This is a genomic window from Mesorhizobium sp. M8A.F.Ca.ET.208.01.1.1, from assembly GCF_004791315.1.
Classification (GTDB): Bacteria; Pseudomonadota; Alphaproteobacteria; order Rhizobiales; family Rhizobiaceae; genus Mesorhizobium.
On the sequence record NZ_SRUT01000004.1, the window covers coordinates 336,518 to 361,111 of the forward strand.

Sequence of the window (24,594 nt, forward strand, 5' to 3'; positions counted from 1 at the left end):
TTCAGCCTCCGAATGCCAGTTTGAGCAGGGCGAAGAGCGAAGCGACGCCGACCGCTATCGAAAAGAAGGTGTTGAGTGCGATCAGCGCGAGCTTCATGCCCTCGCCATGCAGATAGTCCTCGATGATCACCTGCATGCCGAGCCGCATATGATAGAGCCCAGAGATGAGCATCAGCGCCAGCACCAGGGCCACGAAGGGATTGGCGAGCGTCGCGCGCACTTCCGCGTAGCCATGGCCGTTGAGCGCGACGAGGAAGCCGACGAAGAACAGCGTCAGCGGGATGTTGGCGATCGCCGTGAGGCGCTGGCGCCAGAAATGCCCGGTGCCTTCGCGGGCCGAGCCCAGGCCGCGGACCTTGCCGAGCGGCGTACGCATGTCGGTCTTTCCGGTGCTCATGGTCAGGCTCCCCGCGCCATATAGCCGGCGATCCAGATCAGGAGTGTGAGCAGGACCGAGCCGGCAAGCGTCGCCCAGGCGATCTTCGAGGCCGTGTGTTTTTCCAGGCCGGCGCCGGTGTCCCAGACCAGATGGCGGACACCACCCAGCATGTGATGCATCAGCGCCCAGGTGTAGCCGAACAGGATGAGCCGGCCGAGCCAGGTGCCGAAAGCCCAGTTCACCCAGTCGAACGTGGCTTGCGAACTCGCCGCCGCCATCAGCCAGACGGCGACCAGCAGCGTGCCGAAATAGAGCGCGCCACCCGTGATGCGATGGATGATCGACATCGTCATGGTGATCGGCGGCCGGTAGACCGTCAGGTGCGGCGAAAGCGGCCTTTCGCGTCTGGCTTGGGTGGCTGGTGATTTGCTCATGGCTGCCCCAGTTCGGCGTCTCCCGCCTCAGGTGGAAATGCGGCATTGCCGCTTCCGGTTGCGACTTCGGACAGCCGGTTTCTAATGCTCTTTTTGCACCGCGTCAAAGCCAGAAAACCGTTTCGAAAACGTAATTTAGTCTGACTAAAAGGCCGGATGCGGCTTCAATCGATTAGCGGCCGGACACCCGCAGCCGGCTCGATATCGCTGCAGTGCAGCATGTCTGGCCCGGGGCGCTGCCGTGTCGGGATTTGCGTCAGCGGGTGCAGGTCTGCGGCGTCGACCCTCTCTTCATCACCAGCGCCTCGCGTCCGTCGATCACGATTGCGTCATGCGTCACCGCCTGGTAGCGGCTGCTCTGGTTGGCCGGCGACGCCGCGAACTCCTCGGTGGCGCCTTCCTCCCCCACCACACGCAGCGACGTGCCGAGATTCTGGATGGTGATCATGCCGCCATTGCCGCATCTATAGGTGGCCGTGCCCGTGGTGAAGCGTGGCGCCGTGAGGTCCGTGGTGATCTTGGTCGCCGGCGGCGCGGGCTGTTGCTGGGCGGGGGCGGCAGGCGCCACCACGGGTGTCACCGTGCTCGCTGCCTTGGGCGCGCCGTCTTGCGGCACACAGGCACCGGCCGCGAGAAGCAGCGCAATAACGAACGACTCCCGAACCGTTCGGCCAAATATCATGTGCTGCCCCTCTCATGCCCGGGCACGCTAGCCACGCGGCGCGCCAAGATCAAGTTCACCCGGGATTCCAGCGGGCCACGCCGGCCGGCTGTGGATATCGGCGGCAACTCGAACGCGACGCCTATAAATTAACCATGTTCATTAAGAAACGGCCACGGAACCGCTCCTCCCCTTAACAAAGGTTAAGAAAGGGTTAATTTCCGATTCGGACCAGATCGGGGCGCGATCTCTCTCGCGCCGACAAAGGGAGAGCGACATGCGTTCCAAATCAGTGCGGGCCAAATCAGTGCGGACAAGCCTCGCGGCCGTCACGCTGACGGCACTTGCGGTTGCGGTGGCCGCGCCGGCCGAGGCCGGCTTGCGCCACCATGACCGCGTCTACGCCGATTCGTTCGGCAATCTCGTCATCGACAGCGCCGCCGGCTACAAGCGCATCATCGTCGGCGAAGGCAAGCTGGCCAAGCAGCTGTCCGACTACACCAGCGCCGGCCAGCCCAAGGTGATCTACCAGAACGAATCCGACGACATATCGGGCGACGGCGACTGCTATCGCCCGCCGGTGTTCGTCAAGGGCCGCTCCTATATGTACGGCCTTTCCGATGGCGAGATGCCGCAGCTCAGCCCCTGCCGCTGAAACGGGCCTGGCCGATTTTTACCACGGCCAGCCCATCGGCCGGCCCGGTGGAGACACGCACGCAGTCGCGCCCGGCATTCTTTGCCAGATAGAGCGCTTCATCCGCACGCCGCATCAGGTCGGAGAAACCCTCGCCGATGTGAAGCTCGGCAATGCCGAAGCTCGACGTGCAGCGGCTGTCGGCCGGCAGCCCGCTGATGGGCAACGCGCCGAATGCGTGGCGGGTGCCTTCCGCGAACAGCCGGGCGGTTGCAAGATTGGCGCCTGACAGGATAACGGCAAACTCCTCGCCACCGATGCGGCCAACCACGTGATGGCTCTCGGCCGCTTCTCGCAGCAGGCCGGCGAAGGTCTCGATCACCCGATCGCCGGAGGCATGGCCGAAACTGTCGTTGATGGTCTTGAAATGATCGAGATCGGCAATGACCATCGCCACCGGCATGCCCAAACGCGTGGCGTCGTGCACGGCCAGCTCCGCTCGGCGCGTGAAGCCGCCACGGTTGAGCAGGCCCGACAGCGTGTCCATCTCCGACTTCGATGTCACTTCGGCGAGTATGTCGCGGACCAGGATGGCCAGAATGAGAAGCGCCAGCGCCAGCCCGAAGACCGTGCCGAGCGACTGCGACACCAGCGCGTAGCTGCTTTGCAGATAGGCCTGCGGATTGGCGCCCCAGCCGCCCAGCGCATGCGCGATGAAAGGCTTTGAGGCAAACTGCAGGCCGCTGGCGGCAAGCACCGCCATCAGGATCAGATCGAGCCGGCCACGGCTTTGCCGCGACGACCAGACGATGCCAAGGCCGACGAACTGCATGACTGCGTAGGGAAGCTGGTAGGCCATCATGCGAGTGAGCGACTGGCGCGGCAGATCCTGCACGAAATAGACCGCGAAGGTGGCGGCGGCCAGGAAGAACAGCATCGGCGTCCATGGCGGCGCCACGCCATATTTTCGCGCAAGCCCGCCATTGAAGGCAATGGTGGCGCCAAGGAAGACGGCGAAGGCGGCAGCCACCGGAAGCCGCGCGTCGCTGAAGGCGGGAATGCTGAATTCGATGGCAAAGTAGGCCATGCCCAGGACATAGCCTGACGCCAGCCAGCGCGCCGGGGCGCGGCCGGCATCATGGAACGAGACCGCCATGAAGGATGCCGCCAGCAGGCCGGCAACCGACAGGTTGATCAACAGGATGAAGTTGGCGCCGTTCATAGATCCTCAAACCCCCGCCGACAGCTAAACATCGACGGGCGAAAAAGACGTTAACGCGAAGCGCGGAGGTGGTGGTCAGCAGGCCTTGACCGGCTCCGGCACGAACACCGTCTCCGGTCGCTCGTAGGAAAGGCGCACGCTGTCGCGACCGTTTTTCTTGGCCTTGTAAAGCGCCTCGTCGGCCCGGCGCATCAAGGGTTCCAGCGTCTCGTCGCCGCTGCGGGCCGCCACGCCGAAGCTGGCGGTGACCTTGGTGCCGGCGGGAAGCCCGTCGACGCCGCCGGCCGAATAGACCGTGCGCACCGCTTCGGCGAACAGCCGCGCGGCGGCGAGATCGGTCAGCGGCAGGAGCACGGCGAACTCCTCCCCGCCGATACGGCCCGCGGCACCTCGTGCTCCCGTGGCCGAGCGCAGTTTGGCGGCGAAGTCCGCGATCACCCGGTCGCCGGCGGCGTGCCCGTGCACGTCGTTGAGGGCCTTGAAATGGTCGAGGTCGGCCAGCACCAGCGCCACCGGGAATTTGGCCACGGCGCAACGCTGCAGCAGCATGGCCGCGCGCTCCCCGAAACCTCGGCGGTTGAGCAGCCCCGAAAGCGGATCGGTATGGGTTTCCGTCTTGAGTGCCTTCATCACGTCGAGCGCGGCGGCGGTGAAGAGGCAAAGCGCAATCAGCAGCGACAGCAGCGCGTGCGACAACAGCGCCGTCGTCCAATAGGACGAGCCGTAGAAGCCGTCATAACTGGCGAAGGGCCCGTGCGCGATGACCACCACCAGGGTGCGCACGAAGAAGTTGACGCTGGACAGCAGCGACAACACGAACAGGATCATTTCTGTCGGGCCATTGTTGCGCACCGGGCGCAGTTCGGCGGCGACGAGCAGGCTGACGCCACCGAAACCGAAATTCATCGCCAGGATGCGCCAGGTGAGATCCGGCGTGACGAACAGGAACCACGCGAAGGCCGCAAGGCCGCCGCCCGCCAGAACGGCGATTCCCACTGCGGGCACCTTCCTGCCATAGCGGGCGATGATGGCGCCGGACAGGCAGCAGGCGGCGATGGAGAAGCAGATGTTCGACACCAGCTTGGTCAGCACCACGCCAATGGGCAAGGTGAAATACTGGAACAGGAATCCCGGCGCCGAGACGCAGTAGCTGAGCGCCAGCACCGCCAGGTAGGGACGATGGCGCTGATAGAACCACAGGACGAGGAACGCCGCGCCGAGCGCCAGCGCGATCGTCGGATTGAGCAGCGCTATCAATAGGCCAGTGTCCAAAGGACCGTGACTTCCCTTCGTTTGACGTCGGGGAAGACCATAGGGGGCAAGCCCAAACAAGCGGTTAAGCGAAGGCGCATATGCGGCCGCGTGAATGAAGAAAGGCCCCGGACAGCGACGCGGTCCGGGGCCTGGAATGCGCTCGGGATCGGACGGCCTACTTCCAGTCGCGGATGTCGACGAAGTGGCCGGCGATCGCCGCCGCCGCCGCCATCGCCGGCGACACCAGATGGGTGCGGCCCTTGAAGCCCTGCCGGCCCTCGAAATTGCGGTTCGAGGTCGAGGCGCAGCGTTCATGCGGCTTCAGCCGGTCGTCGTTCATGGCAAGGCACATCGAGCAGCCCGGCTCGCGCCAGTCGAACCCGGCGGCGCGGAAGATCTTGTCGAGACCCTCGGCTTCCGCCTGCTCCTTGACCAGGCCGGAGCCCGGCACGATCATGGCATCGACATGCGGGCTGACCGTCTTGCCTTCGACCACCTTGGCGACGGCGCGCAGATCCTCGATGCGGCCATTGGTGCAGGAGCCGATGAAGACGCGGTCGAGCGTGATGTCGGTGATTTTCGTCCCCGGCGTCAGGCCCATATAGTCGAGCGCGCGCAGCTTGGAGGTGCGCTTGTTCTCGTCTGGAATGTCTTCCGGGTTGGGCACGATGCCTTGCACGGAGACGACGTCCTCGGGCGAGGAACCCCAGGAGACGATCGGCGGCAGCTTGGCCGCGTCGAGCACGATCACCTTGTCGAAATGCGCGCCTTCGTCGGTCCGCAGCGTCTTCCAGTATTCGAGCGCCGCGTCCCAGGCAGCGCCCTTGGGCGCGCGCGGCTTGTCCTTGACATAGGCGAAGGTGGTCTCGTCCGCCGCGATCAGGCCGGCGCGCGCACCGCCCTCGATCGACATGTTGCAGATCGTCATGCGGCCTTCCATCGACAGCGCACGGATCGCCTCGCCGGCATATTCGATGACATAGCCGGTGCCGCCGGCGGTGCCGATCTCGCCGATGATGGCGAGGATGATGTCCTTGGCGGTGACGCCTTCGGGCAGCACGCCATCGACGCGCACCAGCATGTTCTTGGCCTTGCGCTGGATCAGCGTCTGCGTCGCCAGCACATGCTCGACCTCGGACGTGCCGATGCCATGCGCCAGCGCGCCGAAAGCACCATGGGTGGAGGTGTGGCTGTCGCCGCAGACGATGGTCATGCCGGGCAGCGTAAAGCCCTGCTCGGGGCCGATGATGTGGACGATGCCCTGGCGGATATCGTTCTCCGAATAATACTCGACGCCGAAATCCCTGGCGTTCTTGGCCAGCGCCTCGACCTGGATGCGGCTTTCCTCGTTCTTGATGCCGAACTTGCGCTCGGGCGAAGTCGAGACATTGTGATCGACCACGGCCAGCGTCTTTTCCGGATGGCGGACTTTTCGGCCACTCATGCGCAGGCCTTCGAAGGCCTGCGGGCTGGTCACTTCATGGACGAGGTGGCGGTCGATATAGAGCAGGCAGGTGCCGTCGTCCTGGCGGTCGACGACATGGTCGTCGAAAATCTTGTCGTAGAGGGTGCGCGGTGCGCTCATGTGCGTAAATCCGTCGATATGAGAATGGGAAAGAGCTGATGCCGCAAACCCGCGGCCGGCCGTCAGGGATCAGCGAAGTCGGCTGGTCAGGGCGCCGGACACGCGCGCGGAAAAGCGCGACGGCAGGCGTTTTCTGTCCTGCAGCACGAATCCCTTGTAAGCCGGATCGCCAAAAAGCTCTTCCATGCGCCTGCTCATATCAATCTTTGCCGATTTCGGCAATCGGCACACGTGATACGGGTCCGCGACAGCTACTCATCAACTACGTAGTAATTTTTCCCTGCGCGGACACTCTTCCTTCAGCATCACAGCAGCGCGGCGATATGAATTTGATTCAGTGCCAAAGACTTCCACCTCATGTCCGGAGCGGCCGCAGGTCACGCAGATACCTTCGACAGTGGTATGTTCGCCTTCCAAGTCCACCTGTGCAGAAGTGGTTCTAATTTTCATGTCTAAATCCCCTAAACGGGATTGAACAATAATGTATTTTTGAAACAATTGAAGATAATTCACAGAACCTCGAACACAAACGTCTTCACCAGAGCCTCCGGCTCGGCAATCGCATAGCAGCGGAACCACGGGCTTGCCTCGACCGCCCGCCATTTCCCTGCCTGCTCCAATTCGTCGAAGACAGCCTGAAAACCGCCGCTCTCGAACACCTGGTCGCGCACGGTGAAGATGGCGTGGCCGCCCTTCTTCGTGATGCGCACCAGTTCGTGCAGGCTCGATGCCGGCGCATGGCTGATGGTGAAGACGCCGGTCGAGAAGAAGGCTCGGAAATGCCCATCCGGCCACGGCAGCGGTCCGCCCAGCATCGCCTGCTTCAGTTCGCTGTAGGCGTTGCGGCTGCCGGCGATCTTGAGCATGTCGTTCGAGAGATCCAGCCCGGCGATGTCGCCGTAGCCGAGCGCCTTCAACGAAGGTCCCGACAGGCCGGTGCCGCAGCCGGCGTCGAGCAGCGGCCCCTCGCCCGCCGGCACGTGGCGCGCCACCCAAGCGGTGATCAGGAACGGCAGGAGATAACCGAGCGAGGCAGTCTCGCTGTCATAGGTCGCCGCCCATGCGGCATAGGCCTGCGCCAGCGTTTCGGGCGTATCGGCGGTGTAGACCGAATCCAGCGCCGCATTGGCCTTGTCGATGTTCATGGGCAAGCTCCTCCTCCGGTCAGCAGCCGAGCCTAACGCTGTCCTTGCCGAAAAACTATTCCTCGTGCTGGCGGCGCAAACGGCGCTCCAGCGCCCTGAGCGCCAGCGAAAGGCCGACTGTGAGGATGAGGTAGATATAGGCCGTTATCGAATAGGTCTCGAAGAAGCGGAATGAGCCGGCCGCATAGACCTTGCCCATCTGGGTGATGTCGGCGACGCCGAGCACCGAGACCAGCGAGGAATCCTTGACCAGGGCGACGAAATCATTGCCGAGCGGCGGCAGAATGGTGCGGATCGCCTGGGGGAACACGACCAGCCGGAAGCGCTGCGCGCGACTCAGCCCCAAAGCCTTCGCCGCCTCTATCTGGCCTTTCTCGACCGACTGGATGCCGGCCCGGAAGACCTCCGAGATGAAGGCCGAATAGCCGATGGTCAGCGCCATGATGGCGCGCCACAGCAACGACACGTCGCGCACCAGAAGCTCGCCGAACAGGCCGGCATTCTGCAGCGGCGCGGTCAGCGCGTTCCAGGCCGCGACGGAGGCCGGCGCGCCGGCAAACGCGATCCAGAACAGCAGCACCAGGATCGGCACGCCACGGATGATCTCGACATAGAAGCGCGCGATCTGCCGCAGCCAGGTTGAAGCAGACAGGCCCATCAGCGCGATGCCGAGACCGATGACCGACGCCATGGCGAAGGCAACGACGGTGACGAAGACGGTGATGCCGATACCCTTGGCGACGGTGGCGAAGACCTGGGCGTAGAGATCGCTGGTGGCGATGAACAGCGCCGCCGCCAAGGCAAGGATGGCGGCGACGGCCAGCCACCAGGGGAATTCGGGTTTGGTGGTGGATGCGGATGGCATCAAAAGGCGCCGGAAAGGAAATCGCGCCGAGTCAGCGCAATTTCCTGCAAATCCACTGCGCGCACCAAGATGGGCTCACTGCCCCATCTTGTAATCAAGGAACCACTTCTTGTTCAGCGCATCCAGCGTGCCATCCGCCTTGAGCGCGGCGATCGCGGCGTTGACCGGCTTCACCAGGTCCGACCCCTTGGGGAAGATGAAGCCGAAATCCTCGGTGCCGAGCGGGCCGCCGATCAGCTTCAGCTTGCCCGCCGAAGCGTCGACATAGCCCTTGCCGGCGGTGCCGTCGGTCAGCACGACATCGACGTCGCCGGATTTCAGCGCCTGTACCGTGGCCCCGAACGTCTCGAACAGTTTGATGCGCGGGTTCTGCTCGTTGCCGTCGAGCACGCTGTAGACGGCGGTGTAGAACGGCGTCGTGCCTGCCTGCGCGCCGATCAGTCCGTCCTTGAAGGCGCCGAAGGTCTTGGCGTCGGTGAAGCGGCTTTCATCGCCGCGCACCAGCATGAACTGTTCCGAGCGCATGTAGGGATCGGAGAAATCCACCTTCTCCTTGCGGTCGTCCTTGATGGTGATGCCGGTCATGCCGATGTTGTACTGGTTGTCGGAAACCGCCTGGATCATCGCGTCCCAGGAGGTGTTCTGGTACTCGACCTTGAAATTGAGCCGCTTGGCGATCTCGTTCATCGCGTCATATTCCCAGCCGATCTGTTTGCCGGTCTTGGCATCGATGAACTGCAGCGGCGGATAGGCGTTTTCCGTCACCACCACCACCTTCTTGCCGCCGAGATCGGGCAGCGCCTGCGCGAAGGCGGCAACGGGCGCCAGGACCAGAGCCAACAGGCCGGCCAGCAGCAATTTTGATTTTGTCACGACACACCCCCGAAATGATTGGCCGCGCGATGCTGGCGCGGCAGGAAAATCCAGCGCCGACTTTAGCTTTCCGCAAGCGCCTTGCAAGACGGGTCCACTGCGACGTTACGCGTCAACGTGGATTCCCGTGCTTCTGGGAGGCGGTTTTGAGGACAGTCCTTGCCGCGATCAATCTTGGTCAATCGTGGCTTCGCGCAATCCCGCGACCAGGCGGGTGAGCGTGCCGTGTAGGGTTTTGAGCTCGGTCCGCTCCAGCGGCATGCCGCAATCGAGCGCGGTCTGCACATCCTTCATGTTCGCGCGCAGGGCCTGGCCCTTGGCCGTCGGCTCGACCAGCACCCGGCGCTCATCGGCGGCATCGCGCCGGCGGGTGACGAGCCCGCCCGCCTCCATCCGCTTGAGCAGCGGCGTCAGCGTCGCCGAATCCAGGCCGAGCGCCTCGCCAAGGTCGCCCACCGTGCTCGGCGCGCGTTCCCACAGCGCCAGCATCACCAGATATTGCGGATAGGTCAGGCCAAGCGGATCGAGCAGCGGCCGGTAGAGCTTAGTCATCAGCCCGCTCGCCGAATAGAGCGCGAAGCAGAGCTGCTGATCGAGCCGTGGCACGGGGATCGCCCCGGCGGCTTCCGCCGGGACTTCGCTGGCTTTCGTTTCGACCTTTGCCGTCATACCGCCTTTACCGAAAGCGCCACTTCGACATTGCCCCTGATGGCGTTCGAATAGGGGCAAATCTGATGCGCCGCCGATACAAGCGCTTCCGCGGCCGCCTGATCAAGGCCTTTCGTCTCCGCCGCCAACGCGACGCCGAGCCTGAAGCCCTCGCCATTGGGAAGCAGGCTGACCGTGGAGGTTACCGCGGCATCCGCGAGCGGCAGCTTCTGCTTGCGCGCGACGAAGCGGACGGCGCTTTCGAAGCAGGCGGCATAGCCGATGGCGAAGAGCTGCTCGGGATTGGTGGCGCCGCCCGGCCCGCCGAGCTCCTTGGGCATCGCCAGGTCGACCTTGAGCAAACCGTCAGCGGTCTCGCCATGGCCGGCGCGGCCGCCGGTGACGCGAGCCTGTGTGGTGTAGAGTGCCATATCGTAGCCTCCAGTTAATTTGTACACGATTATTTAGTACACAATATAATCAGGCGTCAAGCTCCCTGCCGCTGTGTTTTTCGCTATCTTAGAGGATGGGAATCCCAGACTTCGTCATCCTAGGGTGTAGCAGTCGCGAAGCGACGTCGCGGAAACCCTAGGATCCATGCCGTGACGGTCAACCTAGCACAGCGGTTCAGATGGGGTCGCGCTCACCGGAGCCAGCTCTGCACCGTAGCGGCGCTCAGAAGTTGCGGCATGGATCCTCGGGTCTGCGCCGCGTCGCTTCGCTCCTTGCTTCGCCCGTGGATGACGACACACAGATGTCTCGGCCAATCGCCAAGGTGTCCGTAAACACGAAGAACCACGGTAGAATGCCTGGCTGTTCGCCAAAACGAAAAAGGCGGCCGAAGCCGCCTTTTGAATGGATTTCCGAAACCTTATTCGGCCGGAGTGGCTTCCGCGGCGGCCTTGGCTGCCTCGGCCTCGGCGGCCGCCTTCTTCTCGGCGGCTTCCTTGGCGGCCGTCTCGGCGGCCAGCGCCTGGGCGGCGGCGACCTTCTCGGCCTCGATGCGGGCCTTCTCGGCGTTCAGCGCATCGCGCTCCTCATCGTTGAGCTTGCGGGCGCGCACGCCGGTGTTTTCCGAAATACGGGCCGACTTGCCGCGACGGTCGCGCAGGTAATAGAGCTTGGCGCGGCGCACCTTGCCGCGGCGCACGATCTCGACGCCTTCGACCATCGGCGAGAACACCGGGAACACGCGCTCGACGCCTTCGCCATAGGAGATCTTGCGGACGGTGAAATTTTCCTGGAAGCCGGAACCGGCGCGGGCGATGACGACGCCCTCATAGGCCTGGACGCGGGTGCGGGTGCCTTCGGTCACGCGGACCTGGACGCGCACGGTGTCGCCGGGCTGGAATTCGGGGAGCTTGCGCTTGGCTTCGATCTTGGCGGCCTGTTCGGCCTCGAGCTGACGGATGAGATCCATCTTGAAATCCACTTCTTGTTCTTCCGACAGTCAGAGCGCCCTACGCTTGCCTTGCAGTTCCATTGACCGCTCGGCTATGCCCTTTGTCTCCAAGACATTTGTCTTTAAAACATCGGGCAGGGGCGATTACACCGTCATTGTTGACGGGTCCGGAAGATTGTTCTTGCCGGTACGGGCGGGCACATACAGCTATTTCGGCGCTTTGTCACGCCTTGGCCATGCATTTTTTGCCGGCATGGCTCCCGGCATGGCCCCATCGTAATCCTTCCGTGCCGGGTTGCGCCGGTCCGGCAAGCTTCCTAAGCCAGAAATAGCACAGTTCTTCACGGCGGCCTTCCATGTCAGTCTTCGACGCCATCCTGCTCTTCCTGGCGGGCTTTCTGTCAGGCGCCGCCAACGCGGTCGCCGGCGGCGGCACCTTCATCACCTTTGGCGCCATGACATTGATCGGCGTGCCGCCGATCGTCGCCAACGCCACCTCCTCGGTAACGCAATTTCCCGGCTACATCACGTCGACGCTCGCCTACTGGGACGACATCAGGCACTTCTGGCGCGGCGCGCTGCTGCTCTGCCTGATCTCCGCCATCGGCGCCATGGCCGGCGCGCTGATTCTGCTCGCGCTCGACAATCCATCCTTTCGGGCATTGGTGCCATGGCTGCTTTTGGGCGCGACCGCGCTGTTTGCCGCCGGACCATGGCTGAAGCCGGCGCCGAAAGCCGGACACGAAGCGGCCGTGGGCTCGCTCGCCGGTTCGCTGGCGCAGTTCATCACCGCCATCTATGGCGGCTTCTTCGGCGCCGGCATGGGCGTGATGATGCTGGCAACGCTCGGTCTGACCCAGGCCGGCGACTACCACCGGCTGAACGCGCTGAAGAACATGCTGGCCGTGGTCATCGCGGCAGTCGCCATCGTCGTCTTCGTCTCGGGCGGCGTCGTCGCCTGGCCGCAGGCGATCGTCATGATCCCGGGCGGAGCGCTGGGCGGCTATGCCGGCGTCTGGATCGCCAAGCGCGTGCCGCAGAACGCGGTGCGCGGCTTCGTCGTCGCCGTCGGCCTGTTTCTGGCTTTTTACTATTTCACCAAGGGCTGAGCGCTCAAAAGATCGGGCCGCCTCTCCTTCGTCAGCCGCTCTGACTGGTCCCGCCGCCATTCGGCGATCTTCTTGTGATTTCCGGAGATCAGCACGTCCGGAATCGGCCTGCCCTCGAACTCTTGCGGCCGCGTGTAATGCGGATGTTCGAGCAGGCCGTTCTCGAAACTCTCTTCCTCGCCGGAGACCGCATTGCCCATCACGCCGGGCAACAGCCGCACCACCGCGTCGAGCAGCACGAGTGCTGCCGGTTCGCCGCCCGACAGGATGAAATCGCCGACCGAGACTTCCTCTAGGCCCCGCGCGTCGATCACCCGCTGGTCGACGCCTTCGAAGCGGCCACACAGGATGACAACGCCCGGCCCGGCGGCGAGTTCGCGCACGCGCGCCTGCGTCAGTGGTTTGCCGCGCGGGCTCATCAGCAGGCGGGGGCGCGCATCTCCCGGCGGCGAGGCATGGTCGATCGCCTTCGCCAGCACATCGGCGCGCATCACCATGCCGGCGCCGCCGCCGGCCGGCGTGTCGTCGACGGTGCGGTGGCGGTCGGTGGCGAAGTCGCGGATCTGGATCGCATCAAGCGACCAAGTGCCCGCCTCCAGCGCCCGCCCGGCCAGCGACAGGCCGAGCGCGCCCGGAAACATCTCGGGATAGAGCGTCAGCACCGACGCGGCAAAGCTCACCGGTTGCCCCCGGCGTCACGCGGTCCGCGCGGCCGGCCCTTGGGATCGAAATCGTCCTCGCGCGGCGCCTCGCCATCCTCGTCCTCGACCAGGCCGGCCGCCACCGGGTCGACGCGGACGAACCCCTCGGCGATCGACACGGCAGGCACGGCGGCCTGCGTGAACGGGATCAGCACGCCCTTGCGCCCGGCGAGCGTCACATCGAGGATGTCGCCGCCGCCGAAATTGTGCACCGCGACGACCTTGCCGATGGCAGCACCGGTATCATCCCGGATTTCCAGCCCGATCAGGTCGGCATGGTAGAATTCGTCCGCCTCGCCATCGTCCGGCAGCATCGAACGGTCGACGAACAGCTCCGTGCCGGCGAGCGCTTCGGCCGCGTTGCGGTCGCTGACGCCCTTGAAGCGCACCACGACAACGGTGTTGGCGGGCCTTATGTCGGTGATCTGGAAGGCACGGCCGTCCCTGGCGTAGAGCGGCCCGTAGTCTGCCAGCGCCATTGGATCGCCGGTGAAGGTTTTCACCCTGAGCTCGCCCTTGATGCCGTGGGCGGCACCGATCACGGCCATCTGGACGGGGTTTTGGAGCTTGCTCATGGCGAAAAATCCTTTGTCCCTGCTCTAGCGCCGCCCCGCCGTCATTTCAATGACGGGCTCTTCACCGCTTCCTAACCCGGCTGCCGGAAAATGACCGCGAACCGGAACAGACCCGATGCAGGAATTCCTCATACCGGCAAAACCCGATCTCCAGGCGGCGCGTGAAAACTGGCTGAAGATGCTGGCGCGCGAACGCCGGCTGTCGCCGCAAACCGTCGAGGCGTATGAGCGCGATTCTCGCCAGTTCCTGCACTTCCTCACCGGCCATATCGGCGGACCGCCCGGCATTTCCGATATCGCCAATCTGCGCCCGGCCGATCTGCGCGGATTCCTCGCCACCCGGCGCAATGCCGGCGCCGGCGCTCGCACGCTCGGCCGCGGGCTGGCAGGCATCCGCTCGCTGCTGCGATTCCTCGAACGGCGAGGCCTGGCCAATGCGGCGGGCGCCGCGGCCCTGCGGGCGCCACGCCAGCCCAAATCGCTGCCCAAGCCGCTGACGGCGAGCGATGCCAGGCAGGTGGTCTCCGTCGAGGGTCAACTGGCCGAAGAACCCTGGATCGCCGCCCGCAACGCCGCCGTGCTGACGCTGCTCTACGGCTCGGGCCTGCGCATTTCGGAAGCGCTTGGCCTCAGCGCCGCCGATTTGGCATCTGAAGCCGACACCGTGCTGCGCGTCACCGGCAAGGGCGGCAAGACGCGGCTGGTGCCGGTGCTGCCGGTCGCGCTCAGGGCTATCGCCGAATACCGCCGGCTCTGTCCCTACCATCTCGATCCAAAGGAGTTGCTGTTTCGGGGCGCGCGCGGCGGCCCGCTCAACCCGGCCATCATCCAGCGCGACATGGCAAAACTGCGCTCGGCGCTCAACCTGCCCGATACAGCGACACCGCATGCCTTGCGCCATTCCTTCGCCACTCATCTGCTCGGCCGAGGCGGCGATCTGCGCACCATCCAGGAATTGCTCGGCCACGCCAGCCTGTCGACGACGCAGATCTACACCGGCGTCGACACGACGAGACTGCTGGAAATCTACGAATCGGCCCATCCCAGAGCCTGAACCCTTCAATTTTGCCGTCCCGATTAACGGTTTTGCCGCTTTTCGGTCCTAGGGATGGGATCATGAAACGCGTCATCGCCATCGCCGACCGTGCAGCTTCCATCTCGCTGAAGCTGCTTGTCGCGCTCAACGTGCTGTTTTTCCTGTCCTTCCTTGCTGTCCTGCTGTTCGCGGCCGGCAGGGCGCACGCGGAAATCCCGACCTGCACTGGCGCCGACATGCTGTCGGCCTTGCAGAAGGGCAGCCCTGCCACCTACGACAAGATCGAGGCAGAGGCCGCTGCCACGCTCAATGGCAAGGGCCTGCTGTGGAAGCTGGAAAAATCAGGCGAACAGCCATCCTACCTGTTCGGCACCATGCACATGACCGATCCGCGCGTCACCACGCTGCCGGCCGATGCACAGAAGGCCTTTGACGCCGCCGGCACCCTCATCATCGAGACCACCGACGTGCTCGACAAGCAGAAGATGATGACGGCGATGCTGAAGGAGCCGGACCTGATGATGTTCACCGACTCCACGACGCTGTCGTCATTGCTGTCGCCGGACGAGGCGGCAGCCATGAACGCCGCGCTCGACGCGCGCGGCATCCCGCCGGCAACGGTCGCCAAGATGAAGCCGTGGATGCTGTCGGCCATGATGGCGCTTCCGGCTTGCGAACTCGCCCGCCAGTCCAGCGGAGCGCCGGTGCTTGACGTCAAGCTGGCCGAGAGCGCCAAGGCGGCGGGCAAGCCGGTGGAAGGATTGGAAACGGCCGAGAGCCAGCTGCGCGCCATGGCTTCGCTGCCGCTCGCCTTTCACATGAAGGGTCTGGTCGACACGCTGAAGCTGGGCGACAAGGTCAACGACATCAACGAGACCATGATCGTGCTCTACCAGCGTGGCGACACCGGCATGTTCTGGCCGCTGTTCCGCGCCGCCATGCCCGACGAGCAGAACGACCCTGCGGGCTACGCCGCCTTCGAGGAGACCATGATCACCAGCCGCAACAAGGTGATGGTCGATCATGCCGGGCCGATCCTGGCCAAGGGCAACGCCTTCATGGCGGTCGGCGCGCTGCATCTTCCCGGTCCCGAGGGACTGGTCGAGGATTTCCGCAAAGCCGGCTATACCGTCACGGCGGTGGGGCTTTAAGCCCTATTTGATCAAGACCTGAGCCAGCATCGCCGGAACGATGATGCGGTGAAACGGCATGATGATGGCGAGATAGGTCCGCCCAAGCAGATTATGCGTCTTCACGATCGTCGACGCAGCCACCTCCTGCCGGCCCGCGCCGAGATCGTTCACCTCCACCAGGATGCGGAAATCGAGATGCCGGTCGTCCAGCCCAAGGACGACCCTGCCATGTGCCTGGCTGATGAGCGGAAATATGCCGATCCTGCTTTCCGGCGGCGCGTCGGGTTCCGCCCCCGTTTTCAGCCCAAACGGCCTGACCGCGAGGTTGCGCAGCTGCGTCAGCAGGCCGACCCATCCCGGTGTCCGCCCCAGCACGCGTTTGGCCGCGCCAATGGCGGTCAGGGCAAGGCCATCGGTTATCAGCACATATCGGTCGGCGAACTGAGCGCCGGCAAGAGCACCTTCGGGATCAGGAAAAGTCCGTGCAGTGGGCGTCATATCGGCAAATCCCTCGTAACCAACGATAGCATCCGCTGGTGTGGCTGGCTGCGTGGCGAAACGCCGCCTGACCGACGCGTTCATCGCGGTCGGCGCGCCGCACTTCCCGATCCAGAGGGACTGGTCGAGGATTTTCGTAAAGCCGGCTATACTGTCGCCGCTGTCAATTGAGTCGGATGGCAACTGGCGGATCTGCCCGTCGTATTTTCGGCGTGTCCCTTCGCTAGCGTGAAACCTGTTCAACGATAGCGCGTTGATGTCTGTTGATTGATAATTTTCATCCACGGAGGACACTTTCATGGCGAACACACCAAACGACACTCCTAGGCCAAGCGGCGGCGGCGGCGGCAGCCCTTGGCTGATTGCGCTGGTCGTCGTTATTCTGGCGATTGTCGCGTATTACGTTTTCGGAAGAAGCGGCGAGCACCCGGCACCCGCCGAGCCGCCAGCGGCGAGCACCCCGGCCCCGGCGCCCGCGCCGGCTGAACCGATGAAGCCTGCCGAACCGGCCAAGCCAGCCGAACCGGCGTTTGCGCCCGCCCCGGCTCCTGCACCAGCGCCCGCGCCGGCCCCAGCGCCGGCCCCCGCGCCAGCTCCGGCACCGGCTCCGGCACCGGCCAACTGATCGGCTCGATATCAAAGACGAACGGCCCGCCGAATGGCGGGCCGTTTTGTTTTGGGCGACGAGCACGGGGTGTTTTGAGATTCAGGGCAGGCCGAACCGACCCGTCGTTCGCAGGCCGGCATCACCTGAATATCAAGACAACCCTAAATGTGGATCGGCTTGAAGAACGTGGCCAGCGCCGCTTCCTTCACCGCTTCCGACATCGTCGGATGCGCGTGGCAGGTGCGGGCCAGATCCTCCGACGAACCGCCGAACTCCATCAGCACCGCCGCCTCATGGATCATCTCGCCGGCGCCGAAGCCGACGATATGCACGCCGAGCACGCGGTCGCTCTGCTTGTCGGCGAGGATCTTCACGAAACCGTCGGTGTGCAGCATGGCGCGGGCGCGGCCGTTGGCGGTGAAGGGGAATTTGCCGACCTTGTAGTCGATGCCGGCCTTCTTCAGCTCCTCCTCGCTCTTGCCGACCGAGGCGATTTCCGGACTGGTGTAGACGACGCTCGGAATGACATCATAGTTCACGTGGCCGGCCTGGCCGGCGATGGTTTCGGCCACCGCCACGCCCTCGTCCTCGGCCTTGTGCGCCAGCATCGGCCCGGCGATGACATCGCCGATGGCATAGATGCCGGGCACGTTGGTCCTGAGATGCCCATCGGTCTTGACCCGGCCGCGCTCGTCGACCTCGACGCCCGCTTCCTTCAGCCCAAGGCTGTCTGAAAAGGCGCGGCGCCCGGTAGAGATCAGCACGACGTCGGCATCGATGGTCTCGGCCGCCCCGCCCTTCACCGGTTCGAAGGTGACGGTCGCGCCCTTCTTGGCCTTGGCGACGCCGGTGACCTTGGCGCCGAGCTTGAACTCGAAGCCCTGCTTGGAGAGCAGCCGCTGGAACTGTTTCGACACCTCGCCGTCCATGCCGCCCAAGATGGTGTCGAGGAACTCGACCACGGTGACCTTGGCGCCGAGCCGTGCCCAGACCGAGCCGAGCTCGAGCCCGATGACACCGCCGCCGACCACCACCAGATGGCCGGGAACCTTCTCCAACGACAGTGCGCCCGTCGACGACACGATCACCTTCTCGTCGAAGTCGACCTTGACGCCGGGAATGCCGGCGACGTCGGAGCCGGTGGCGATGACGATGTTCCTGGTCTCGATCTCCTCGACCTTGCCGTCCTCGCCGGTCACCGAGACCTTGCCGGCGGCGACAACCTTGCCGGTGCCGCGGAAGGCATCGATCTTGTTCTTCTTGAACAGGAAGGCGACGCCGTTGACGTTGGCCGACACCGTCGCGTCCTTGTGCGCCATCATCTTCTTCAGGTTCAGCTTGGGCGCCGGTATTTCGACACCGAGCGCGTCGAAGGAATGGCCGGCCTCGGCGAACATCTCCGAGGCATGAAGCAGCGCCTTGGACGGGATGCAGCCGATGTTGAGACAGGTGCCGCCGAAGGTGGCATTCTTCTCGACCACCGCGACCTTCAGCCCGAGCTGTGCCGCCTTGATGGCGCAGACATAGCCGCCCGGTCCAGAGCCGATGATAACCACGTCATAAGCCATGTTTGTTTCCCTTTTGCTTGGGGCTCAGCGGCCGCCACTGACATTCAGGATCGCGCCCGTCGTATAGGACGCGGCATCGGATAAAAGATAGAGGACCGCGCCGGCGACTTCATCCGCGGTACCGGCTCTTTTCATCGGCAGCAGGTCGCGGAACCGTTCGATCCGGTCGGGCTGGCCGCCGGAGGCGTGGATTTCGGTGTCGATGATGCCAGGCCGCACCGCATTGACGCGGATGCCTTCCAGAGCCACCTCACGGGCAAGCCCGATGGTGAAGGTGTCGATGGCGCCCTTGGAGGCGGCATAGTCGACATATTCACCCGGCGAGCCCAGCGTCGCCGCCGCCGACGAGATGTTGACGATCGCGCCGCCCGAACCGCCTTGCCGCGTCGACATGCGCTTGACCGCCTCGCGGGCACACAGGAACGAGCCCACGACATTGATGCGCATCATGCGCTCCAGCCGCGAAACTTCCATCTCGTCGACGCGCGCCTTGACGTCGACGATGCCGGCGTTGTTGACGAAGGCGTCGAGCCGGCCAAAGGCGCGGTCGACCGCGCCGAACATGGCCACGATGTCGGTTTCCTTGCCGACATCGCCCCTGACGGCAACAGCGTCGCCGCCGCCGGCCTTGATCTCGGCAACCAGCGCATCGGCGGCAGCCTTGTTGGAGGCGTAGTTGACCGCGACACGATAGCCGGCCTTGGCTCCGAGCCAACAGATAGCGGCGCCGATGCCGCGGCTGCCGCCGGTGACCAGCAGCACTTTTTGCACCGTGGTCATTCCTGGCACCCCTTCATCGAGAAAACATCCGACGGCACCTTCGAAAAGCCGCTGCCGCCATAAATCTTGGATTGCCTGAGCACCGGCCCGAGATCGGGCAGGATCAGCGTCTGCGGCGCCGCGACGCCTTGCGCCGGCAACAGGCCGACAGCGCCCTTGTCGTCGGCCGTATAGATGATGCCGTTCCACAACGTGCAGGCGGCAAGCTCGGCGCCGGTCACGTCACCCTCCGGGCATTTGTACATCAGCGCGCCATTGGGCCGCGATACGTCCTGGGTCCACATGACGATGCCGTTCAGCACTACATTGTTGTCGAGGATCAACCGGAACGTGTTGGTGACGGTTGCCGAGTTTCCCGCCGGGGTAAAATCGATCTCGCTGCCGCTCTGCGCATCGCCGTAGACGGCGAGTTCGATCGGGCAGGCGGCATGGGCAGTGTTACCTACAAGAGTACCCACCGAAATCGAAGCGATCCCGCAAATCCTCTTCCATCCGTCACAGGGGTTGGCCAACATCAGAGGACGCGCTCGATAGCCGCCGCGATCTCTCTGCCTCGCCGTTCGCCACCTTGATAAGAAGGATGTTGGGCGCCAACATAGTCGATCCCAGCTAACCGGCAGGCCTTTTGAGCCGCGCCGCCGAGCGCAACCGGCGTGCGCCCGCCCAACTCATGCCTCAAGACCCTGTCAACTGAGGTGCGATAGACCTCCGAAGCAATTGAAGAACCCATAGTTGCCGGAGGGAGGAAAACACATGCTTGCGTAACGTAGATGTCTTGCCGTGTCATTCCTACGATTTCCAAGGCTCGATCGAGCCACCGGTTAGTTGGGATATCCGGCAAATAACCAAGTTTCCTGACAAAGGTCATGCGTTCAGGGCTGAGCAACTCAAGTTCCTGCCAACCAAACCAGTTGTTCAGGAGGATGACGGGTCCGCTGAGCGATCGCGAAACACGCTGGTTCGGAACGACGTAATTGCCGTCCCAACCGGCTTGACTCAGCGTTTTCATGTGGCTGGATGCCGCTGTGGAACAATCTTCGACAGCGAGCTCTCGCCTTGCCCGAATGGCGCGACGGTACTGCTCTTCCGTCAAAGCCATCTGACTAGAGGTCCAGCACCAGCCGTTCCGGATCCTCCAGGCTTTCCTTGACGCGCACCAGGAAGGTCACCGCTTCCTTGCCGTCGACGATGCGGTGATCGTAGCTGAGCGCCAGATACATCATTGGCCGGATTACGATCTGGCCGCCGACCACGACCGGCCGGTCCTGGATCTTGTGCATGCCGAGAATGCCCGACTGCGGCGCGTTGAGGATCGGCGTCGACATCAGCGAGCCATAGACGCCGCCATTGGAGATGGTGAAGGTGCCGCCCTGCATGTCGGCGACCGACAGCTTGCCGTCGCGCGCGGCGATGCCCAGCCGGCCGATATCCTTCTCGATCTCGGCGATCGACATCTGGTCGGCATCGCGCACGACCGGAACCACGAGACCCTTTTCGGTGCCTACCGCGACGCCGATATGGGCATAGTTCTTGAAGATGATGTCGGTGCCGTCGATCTCGGCATTGACCGAGGGGATTTCCTTCAGGGCGTGCGTGACGGCCTTAGTGAAAAAGCCCATGAAGCCGAGCTTCACTCCGTGCTTCTTCTCGAACACGTCCTTGTATTTGGTCCTGAGCGCCATCACCGCCGACATGTCGACCTCGTTGAAGGTGGTCAGCATGGCGGCGGTCGACTGCGCTTCCTTCAGCCGGCGCGCGATGGTCTGGCGCAGCTTGGTCATGCGCACCCGCTCCTCGCGCGAAGCATCGTCGCCGGACGACGGCGCGCGCACGGCAACCGGTGCCGGCGCCGCCTTTGGCGTTTCGGCCGGCTGCGACGGCGCGCCCTTGGAGATGGCGTCGAGCACGTCGCCCTTCAGCACCTGGCCACGCTTGCCCGAGCCGGAAAGCTGGTCGACAGACAGATTGTTCTCGGCGATCAGTTTTGCCGCGGCCGGCGCCGGCGGCATGGTGCGTGGCTCGACCGAGCCGGCATCGCCGGCAACCTTGGCGGTCTCGGCCGCGGCCTGCTTGGTGGTCTGCGCCGCGTCGGGGCTGGACGCCTGCGCCACCGCTTGCGGCTTGGTCGCGGGAGCAGCCGCCCCACCGCCCGAAATCGACCCGAGCAGAGCGCCGACGCCGACCGTCTCACCTTCTTTTACAGTGATTTCGCCGAGCGTGCCGGCGGCGGCGGCAGGCACTTCCACCGTCACCTTGTCGGTCTCGAGCTCGACCAGCGGCTCGTCGGCGGCAATGGCATCGCCGACCTTCTTGAACCATTTGCCGACGGTCGCTTCGGTGACGGATTCGCCCAGGGTGGGGACGCGGATTTCGGTAGCCATTGTGCCTGTCCGTTCTTTCGGTTCTGTTCTATTCGCCCAGTTCTGCCTATTCGCCGAGCGCGTCTTCGAGCAAGGCGGCGAGCTGGGCAAGGTGCTTCGACATCAGGCCGGTCGCCGGCGACGCGGCCGCGGGACGGCCGGTGTAGCGCACCCGCTGATGCTTGGCGTCGATATGCGCCAGCACCCATTCCAGATACGGATCGATGAACGACCAGGCGCCCATGTTCTTGGGTTCCTCCTGGCACCACACCATCTCGGCGTTGCGGAAGCGTGACAGCTCGGTGATCAGCGCCTTGGCCGGGAACGGGTAGAGCTGTTCGACGCGCAGCAGGTAGATGTCGTTGATGCCGCGCTTCTCGCGCTCCTCGTAGAGGTCGTAATAGACCTTGCCCGAGCACAGCACGACGCGGCGGATCTTGGAATCCTTGGTCAGCTTGATCGCCTGGTTGGGCAGCAGCTGGGCATCGTCCCACAGCAGTCGGTGGAACGAGCTTTCGCCCGAGATTTCCGGCAGCGTCGACACCGCCCGCTTGTGGCGCAGCAGCGACTTCGGCGTCATCAGGATCAGCGGCTTGCGGAAGTCGCGCTTCAGCTGCCGGCGCAAGATGTGGAAGTAGTTGGCCGGCGTCGTGCAGTTGGCGACCTGCATGTTGTCTTCGGCGCAAAGCTGCAGGAAGCGTTCCAGCCGGGCCGAGGAATGCTCCGGGCCCTGGCCTTCATAGCCATGCGGCAGCAGGCAGACGAGGCCCGACATTCTGAGCCACTTGCGCTCACCCGACGAGATGAACTGGTCGAACACCACCTGGGCGCCGTTGGCGAAGTCGCCGAACTGCGCCTCCCACAAGGTCAGCGCCTTCGGCTCGGCCAGGCTGTAGCCGTATTCGAAGCCTAGCACCGCCTCTTCCGACAGCATCGAGTTGATGACTTCGTAGCCGGCCTGCGCCGCCGACAGATTGTTGAGCGGGATGTAGCGGGTCTCGTCGCGCTGGTCGTAAAGCACGGAATGGCGCTGCGAGAAGGTGCCGCGCTCGGAATCCTGGCCCGAAAGCCGGATCGGGTTGCCGTCGAGCAGGATCGCGCCAAAGGCCAGCGCCTCCGCCGTCGACCAGTCGATGCCTTCGCCGGACTCGATCGCCTGACGCCGGTTCTCGAGGAAGCGGATGATCGTCTTGTGCGCCTCGAAACCCTTCGGCACCTCGGTCAGCTTCTTGCCGATTTCCTTCAGCGTCTTGACCGGCACGGCGGTCTTGCCGCGCCGCTGTTCGTCCTGGTTGTCGGCCGTGCGCAGGCCCGACCAGGCGCCGTCGAGCCAGTCGGCCTTGTTGGGCTTGTAGGCCTGGCCGACTTCCCATTCGGCTTCCAGATGCGCGCGCCAGTCGGCCTTGAGCTGGTCGAGTTCGGCCTGGGTGATGTGGCCTTCGGCGATCAGCCGGTCGCCATAGATCTGCACCGTCGTCTTGTGGGTGCGGATGTTGCGGTACATGAGCGGCTGCGTGAAGGCCGGCTCGTCGCCCTCATTGTGGCCGAAGCGGCGGTAGCAGAACATGTCCACGACCACCGGCTTGTGGAACTTCATGCGAAACTCGATCGCCACCTTGGTGGCGTGCACCACGGCTTCCGGGTCGTCGCCATTGACGTGGAAGATCGGCGCCTCGATCATCTTGGCGACGTCGGACGGATAAGGCGACGAGCGCGAGAAACGCGGATTGGTGGTGAAGCCGATCTGGTTGTTGATGATGAAGTGCAGCGTGCCGGCGACGCGGTGGCCGCGCAGGCCCGACAGGCCGAGGATTTCGGCGATCACGCCCTGGCCGGCGAAAGCGGCGTCGCCGTGCAGAAGCAGCGGCAGCACCTTGGCGCGTTCCTCCAGCGGCACGATCTCCTCGCGGCCACGGCCGAACAGATAATCCTGCTTGGCGCGCGCCTTGCCCATCACCACCGGGTCGACGATTTCCAGATGCGAGGGGTTGGCGGTCAGCGACAGGTGCACCTTGTTGCCGTCGAACTCACGGTCGGACGAGGCGCCGAGATGGTACTTCACGTCGCCCGAGCCTTCGACCTCGTCGGGGGCGGCCGAGCCGCCCTTGAACTCGTGGAAGATGGCGCGGTGCGGCTTGGCCATGACCTGGGAAAGCACGTTCAGCCGGCCGCGATGGGCCATGCCGAGCACGATCTCCTTCATGCCGAGCTGGCCGCCGCGCTTGACGATCTGCTCGAGCGCCGGGATCAGCGATTCGCCGCCGTCCAGGCCGAAGCGCTTGGTGCCCTTGTACTTGACGTCGATGAACTGCTCGAAGCCTTCCGCCTCGACCAGCTTCTGCAGGATCGCCTTCTTGCCGGTGGCGGTGAAGGAAATCTCCTTGTCGGCGCCTTCGATCCGCGCCTGGATCCAGGCCTTCTCCTCGGGATCGGAAATATGCATGAACTCGACGCCGAGCGTCGAGCAATAGGTGCGGGTGAGTATCTCCAGCATCTGCCGGATGCTGCCGAATTCGAGCCCAAGCACATTGTCGAGGAAGATCGGCCGGTCGTAGTCGGCTTCGGTGAAGCCGTAATTCTCCGGCGACAGCTCGTTATAGTCTTCGAGCTTGGCAATGCCGAGCGGGTCGAGATTGGCGTGCAGATGGCCGCGCATGCGGAAGGCGCGGATCATCATGATGGCACGCACCGAATCGCGCGTCGCCTGGTGCACGTCGGCGTCGGACAGCACGACCCCGTTGGTGACCGCCTTGTCCTTGACCTTCTTTTCCAGGTGCTTCTCGACAATGCCCCAATTGCCGTCGAGCGCGGACACCAGTTCGCCATTGGCCTGCAGCGGCCAGGAGGGTTTTGCCCAGGAAGCGCCCTTGGCGTTCCTGCGCACATCACCGGCATCGTCCTTCAGACCCGCGAAGAACTCCTGCCACTCGGGATTGACCGAAGCGGGATCGTCCTCATAGGCGGCGTAGAGCGCGTCGATATAATCGGCATTGCCGCCATAGAGGAAAGAGGTGAGCGAAAACCGGTCGTTGGCCTGATCTTGTCGTGCCATTTTTGTCCGCGGAGCCTGGCTCCGTCTCCTTTTGAAGGGAATGGTGAGCAGTCAGCTGCTACTCACCGTTAGT

Annotated in this window: 26 protein-coding genes; 4 read left to right on the forward strand and 22 right to left on the reverse strand. The window is 64.2% G+C overall.

The annotated features are described in order from the left end of the window. Position 1: 1 nt before the first annotated feature. The 3 genes from sdhD to EN851_RS21180 all read right to left on the reverse strand — a co-directional run bounded on the left by sdhD (position 2) and on the right by EN851_RS21180 (position 1,495). Complete coding sequence (gene sdhD / locus EN851_RS21170) at positions 2-397, reverse strand: succinate dehydrogenase, hydrophobic membrane anchor protein (protein ID WP_135929985.1); 396 nt, start codon at positions 395-397, stop codon at positions 2-4. A gap of 2 nt (positions 398-399) precedes the next feature. Then, complete coding sequence (gene sdhC / locus EN851_RS21175) at positions 400-813, reverse strand: succinate dehydrogenase, cytochrome b556 subunit (RefSeq protein ID WP_127276780.1); 414 nt, start codon at positions 811-813, stop codon at positions 400-402. Positions 814-1,069: 256 nt separating this feature from the next. After that, a complete protein-coding gene (locus tag EN851_RS21180) occupies positions 1,070-1,495 on the reverse strand; it encodes a hypothetical protein (protein WP_135929986.1) in 426 nt (141 codons plus the stop codon). Positions 1,496-1,766: 271 nt separating this feature from the next. Between EN851_RS21180 and EN851_RS21185 the strand changes: the two genes are divergently transcribed. Further along, entirely contained in the window at positions 1,767-2,129 is a 363-nt protein-coding gene (locus tag EN851_RS21185; RefSeq protein WP_127872906.1) for a hypothetical protein, read from the forward strand. Here the strand turns inward: EN851_RS21185 and EN851_RS21190 are convergent. The 10 genes from EN851_RS21190 to rplS all read right to left on the reverse strand — a co-directional run bounded on the left by EN851_RS21190 (position 2,113) and on the right by rplS (position 11,120). Next, positions 2,113-3,330 carry a GGDEF domain-containing protein gene (locus EN851_RS21190; protein WP_135921978.1) on the reverse strand — a complete coding sequence of 406 codons (1,218 nt, stop codon included), beginning with the start codon at positions 3,328-3,330 and terminating at the stop codon, positions 2,113-2,115. The two genes, EN851_RS21185 and EN851_RS21190, sit on opposite strands and share 17 nt — an antisense overlap. Before the next feature lie 75 nt (positions 3,331-3,405). Next, positions 3,406-4,602, reverse strand: coding sequence for a GGDEF domain-containing protein (locus EN851_RS21195; RefSeq protein ID WP_135883207.1), 1,197 nt, complete (start codon positions 4,600-4,602; stop codon positions 3,406-3,408). A 157-nt stretch (positions 4,603-4,759) separates the two neighbouring features. After that, entirely contained in the window at positions 4,760-6,169 is a 1,410-nt protein-coding gene (gene leuC, locus EN851_RS21200) for a 3-isopropylmalate dehydratase large subunit (protein WP_135863418.1), read from the reverse strand. A gap of 258 nt (positions 6,170-6,427) precedes the next feature. After that, positions 6,428-6,682 (reverse strand): hypothetical protein, encoded by a 255-nt coding sequence (locus tag EN851_RS21210; RefSeq protein ID WP_135929987.1) that lies wholly within the window; start codon positions 6,680-6,682, stop codon positions 6,428-6,430. Beyond that, on the reverse strand, positions 6,679-7,314 hold the full coding sequence (locus tag EN851_RS21215) for a class I SAM-dependent methyltransferase (protein WP_135929988.1): 636 nt from the start codon (positions 7,312-7,314) through the stop codon (positions 6,679-6,681). The genes EN851_RS21210 and EN851_RS21215 overlap by 4 nt, the downstream gene beginning before the upstream one ends. Positions 7,315-7,369: 55 nt before the next feature. Beyond that, the gene (locus EN851_RS21220) at positions 7,370-8,179 is read right to left on the reverse strand and encodes an amino acid ABC transporter permease (RefSeq protein ID WP_135883803.1); all 810 of its coding nucleotides are present in this window, start codon (positions 8,177-8,179) and stop codon (positions 7,370-7,372) included. Positions 8,180-8,254: 75 nt separating this feature from the next. After that, positions 8,255-9,052, reverse strand: a complete 798-nt coding sequence (locus EN851_RS21225) for a transporter substrate-binding domain-containing protein (RefSeq protein ID WP_127276794.1) — start codon at positions 9,050-9,052, stop codon at positions 8,255-8,257. A 168-nt stretch (positions 9,053-9,220) separates the two neighbouring features. Further along, the gene (locus tag EN851_RS21230) at positions 9,221-9,721 is read right to left on the reverse strand and encodes a MarR family winged helix-turn-helix transcriptional regulator (protein WP_127872826.1); all 501 of its coding nucleotides are present in this window, start codon (positions 9,719-9,721) and stop codon (positions 9,221-9,223) included. After that, on the reverse strand, positions 9,718-10,131 hold the full coding sequence (locus tag EN851_RS21235) for an organic hydroperoxide resistance protein (RefSeq protein ID WP_127276798.1): 414 nt from the start codon (positions 10,129-10,131) through the stop codon (positions 9,718-9,720). Before EN851_RS21235 ends, EN851_RS21230 begins: the two co-directional genes overlap by 4 nt. A gap of 440 nt (positions 10,132-10,571) precedes the next feature. After that, a complete protein-coding gene (rplS, locus tag EN851_RS21240) occupies positions 10,572-11,120 on the reverse strand; it encodes a 50S ribosomal protein L19 (protein WP_096451662.1) in 549 nt (182 codons plus the stop codon). 338 nt (positions 11,121-11,458) lie between these two features. Here rplS and EN851_RS21250 point away from each other — a divergent pair, with 338 nt between their 5' ends. Next, complete coding sequence (locus EN851_RS21250) at positions 11,459-12,211, forward strand: sulfite exporter TauE/SafE family protein (RefSeq protein WP_127281190.1); 753 nt, start codon at positions 11,459-11,461, stop codon at positions 12,209-12,211. Here EN851_RS21250 and trmD read toward each other — a convergent pair. Together trmD and rimM are read right to left on the reverse strand one after the other, a co-directional pair. Continuing rightward, complete coding sequence (trmD, locus tag EN851_RS21255; protein ID WP_135883802.1) at positions 12,193-12,891, reverse strand: tRNA (guanosine(37)-N1)-methyltransferase TrmD; 699 nt, start codon at positions 12,889-12,891, stop codon at positions 12,193-12,195. The genes EN851_RS21250 and trmD overlap by 19 nt on opposite strands. Next, a complete protein-coding gene (gene rimM, locus EN851_RS21260; RefSeq protein ID WP_135883801.1) occupies positions 12,888-13,487 on the reverse strand; it encodes a ribosome maturation factor RimM in 600 nt (199 codons plus the stop codon). The genes trmD and rimM overlap by 4 nt, the downstream gene beginning before the upstream one ends. 115 nt (positions 13,488-13,602) lie before the next feature. Between rimM and EN851_RS21265 the strand changes: the two genes are divergently transcribed. Together EN851_RS21265 and EN851_RS21270 are read left to right on the forward strand one after the other, a co-directional pair. Then, positions 13,603-14,541: a tyrosine recombinase XerC gene (locus EN851_RS21265; RefSeq protein WP_135883800.1), complete on the forward strand. Its 939-nt coding sequence runs from the start codon at positions 13,603-13,605 to the stop codon at positions 14,539-14,541. A gap of 62 nt (positions 14,542-14,603) precedes the next feature. Further along, positions 14,604-15,674 (forward strand): TraB/GumN family protein, encoded by a 1,071-nt coding sequence (locus EN851_RS21270; protein ID WP_135929989.1) that lies wholly within the window; start codon positions 14,604-14,606, stop codon positions 15,672-15,674. 3 nt (positions 15,675-15,677) lie between these two features. Here the strand turns inward: EN851_RS21270 and EN851_RS37865 are convergent, their stop codons facing one another. From EN851_RS37865 to EN851_RS21310, 7 genes are all read right to left on the reverse strand, one after another. After that, a complete protein-coding gene (locus tag EN851_RS37865; RefSeq protein WP_348630729.1) occupies positions 15,678-16,454 on the reverse strand; it encodes a DUF2867 domain-containing protein in 777 nt (258 codons plus the stop codon). A 468-nt stretch (positions 16,455-16,922) separates the two neighbouring features. Then, complete coding sequence (gene lpdA, locus EN851_RS21285; RefSeq protein WP_127276288.1) at positions 16,923-18,329, reverse strand: dihydrolipoyl dehydrogenase; 1,407 nt, start codon at positions 18,327-18,329, stop codon at positions 16,923-16,925. Between the two features lie 24 nt (positions 18,330-18,353). Then, on the reverse strand, positions 18,354-19,109 hold the full coding sequence (locus EN851_RS21290; RefSeq protein ID WP_135929990.1) for an SDR family oxidoreductase: 756 nt from the start codon (positions 19,107-19,109) through the stop codon (positions 18,354-18,356). Further along, positions 19,106-19,567, reverse strand: a complete 462-nt coding sequence (locus tag EN851_RS21295) for a hypothetical protein (RefSeq protein ID WP_245520783.1) — start codon at positions 19,565-19,567, stop codon at positions 19,106-19,108. Before EN851_RS21295 ends, EN851_RS21290 begins: the two co-directional genes overlap by 4 nt. Positions 19,568-19,623: 56 nt before the next feature. Beyond that, positions 19,624-20,118, reverse strand: a complete 495-nt coding sequence (locus EN851_RS21300; RefSeq protein WP_135929992.1) for a hypothetical protein — start codon at positions 20,116-20,118, stop codon at positions 19,624-19,626. A 94-nt stretch (positions 20,119-20,212) separates the two neighbouring features. After that, complete coding sequence (gene odhB, locus EN851_RS21305; RefSeq protein WP_135922249.1) at positions 20,213-21,490, reverse strand: 2-oxoglutarate dehydrogenase complex dihydrolipoyllysine-residue succinyltransferase; 1,278 nt, start codon at positions 21,488-21,490, stop codon at positions 20,213-20,215. 46 nt (positions 21,491-21,536) lie between these two features. Then, the gene (locus EN851_RS21310) at positions 21,537-24,521 is read right to left on the reverse strand and encodes a 2-oxoglutarate dehydrogenase E1 component (RefSeq protein ID WP_127276281.1); all 2,985 of its coding nucleotides are present in this window, start codon (positions 24,519-24,521) and stop codon (positions 21,537-21,539) included. Positions 24,522-24,594 lie beyond the last annotated feature (73 nt).

Bases quoted from the DNA above. Each gene is read 5' to 3' on its own strand.
- sdhD (WP_135929985.1), bottom strand. From the start codon at position 397: ATGAGCACCGGAAAGACCGACATGCGTACGCCGCTCGGCAAGGTCCGC.
- sdhC (WP_127276780.1), bottom strand. From the start codon at position 813: ATGAGCAAATCACCAGCCACCCAAGCCAGACGCGAAAGGCCGCTTTCG.
- EN851_RS21180 (WP_135929986.1), bottom strand. From the start codon at position 1,495: ATGATATTTGGCCGAACGGTTCGGGAGTCGTTCGTTATTGCGCTGCTT.
- EN851_RS21190 (WP_135921978.1), bottom strand. From the start codon at position 3,330: ATGAACGGCGCCAACTTCATCCTGTTGATCAACCTGTCGGTTGCCGGC.
- leuC (WP_135863418.1), bottom strand. From the start codon at position 6,169: ATGAGCGCACCGCGCACCCTCTACGACAAGATTTTCGACGACCATGTC.
- EN851_RS21215 (WP_135929988.1), bottom strand. From the start codon at position 7,314: ATGAACATCGACAAGGCCAATGCGGCGCTGGATTCGGTCTACACCGCC.
- EN851_RS21220 (WP_135883803.1), bottom strand. From the start codon at position 8,179: ATGCCATCCGCATCCACCACCAAACCCGAATTCCCCTGGTGGCTGGCC.
- EN851_RS21230 (WP_127872826.1), bottom strand. From the start codon at position 9,721: ATGACGGCAAAGGTCGAAACGAAAGCCAGCGAAGTCCCGGCGGAAGCC.
- EN851_RS21235 (WP_127276798.1), bottom strand. From the start codon at position 10,131: ATGGCACTCTACACCACACAGGCTCGCGTCACCGGCGGCCGCGCCGGC.
- rplS (WP_096451662.1), bottom strand. From the start codon at position 11,120: ATGGATCTCATCCGTCAGCTCGAGGCCGAACAGGCCGCCAAGATCGAA.
- EN851_RS21250 (WP_127281190.1), top strand. From the start codon at position 11,459: ATGTCAGTCTTCGACGCCATCCTGCTCTTCCTGGCGGGCTTTCTGTCA.
- rimM (WP_135883801.1), bottom strand. From the start codon at position 13,487: ATGAGCAAGCTCCAAAACCCCGTCCAGATGGCCGTGATCGGTGCCGCC.
- EN851_RS21265 (WP_135883800.1), top strand. From the start codon at position 13,603: ATGCAGGAATTCCTCATACCGGCAAAACCCGATCTCCAGGCGGCGCGT.
- EN851_RS21270 (WP_135929989.1), top strand. From the start codon at position 14,604: ATGAAACGCGTCATCGCCATCGCCGACCGTGCAGCTTCCATCTCGCTG.
- EN851_RS37865 (WP_348630729.1), bottom strand. From the start codon at position 16,454: ATGAAAGTGTCCTCCGTGGATGAAAATTATCAATCAACAGACATCAAC.
- lpdA (WP_127276288.1), bottom strand. From the start codon at position 18,329: ATGGCTTATGACGTGGTTATCATCGGCTCTGGACCGGGCGGCTATGTC.
- EN851_RS21290 (WP_135929990.1), bottom strand. From the start codon at position 19,109: ATGACCACGGTGCAAAAAGTGCTGCTGGTCACCGGCGGCAGCCGCGGC.
- EN851_RS21300 (WP_135929992.1), bottom strand. From the start codon at position 20,118: ATGAAAACGCTGAGTCAAGCCGGTTGGGACGGCAATTACGTCGTTCCG.
- odhB (WP_135922249.1), bottom strand. From the start codon at position 21,490: ATGGCTACCGAAATCCGCGTCCCCACCCTGGGCGAATCCGTCACCGAA.
- EN851_RS21310 (WP_127276281.1), bottom strand. From the start codon at position 24,521: ATGGCACGACAAGATCAGGCCAACGACCGGTTTTCGCTCACCTCTTTC.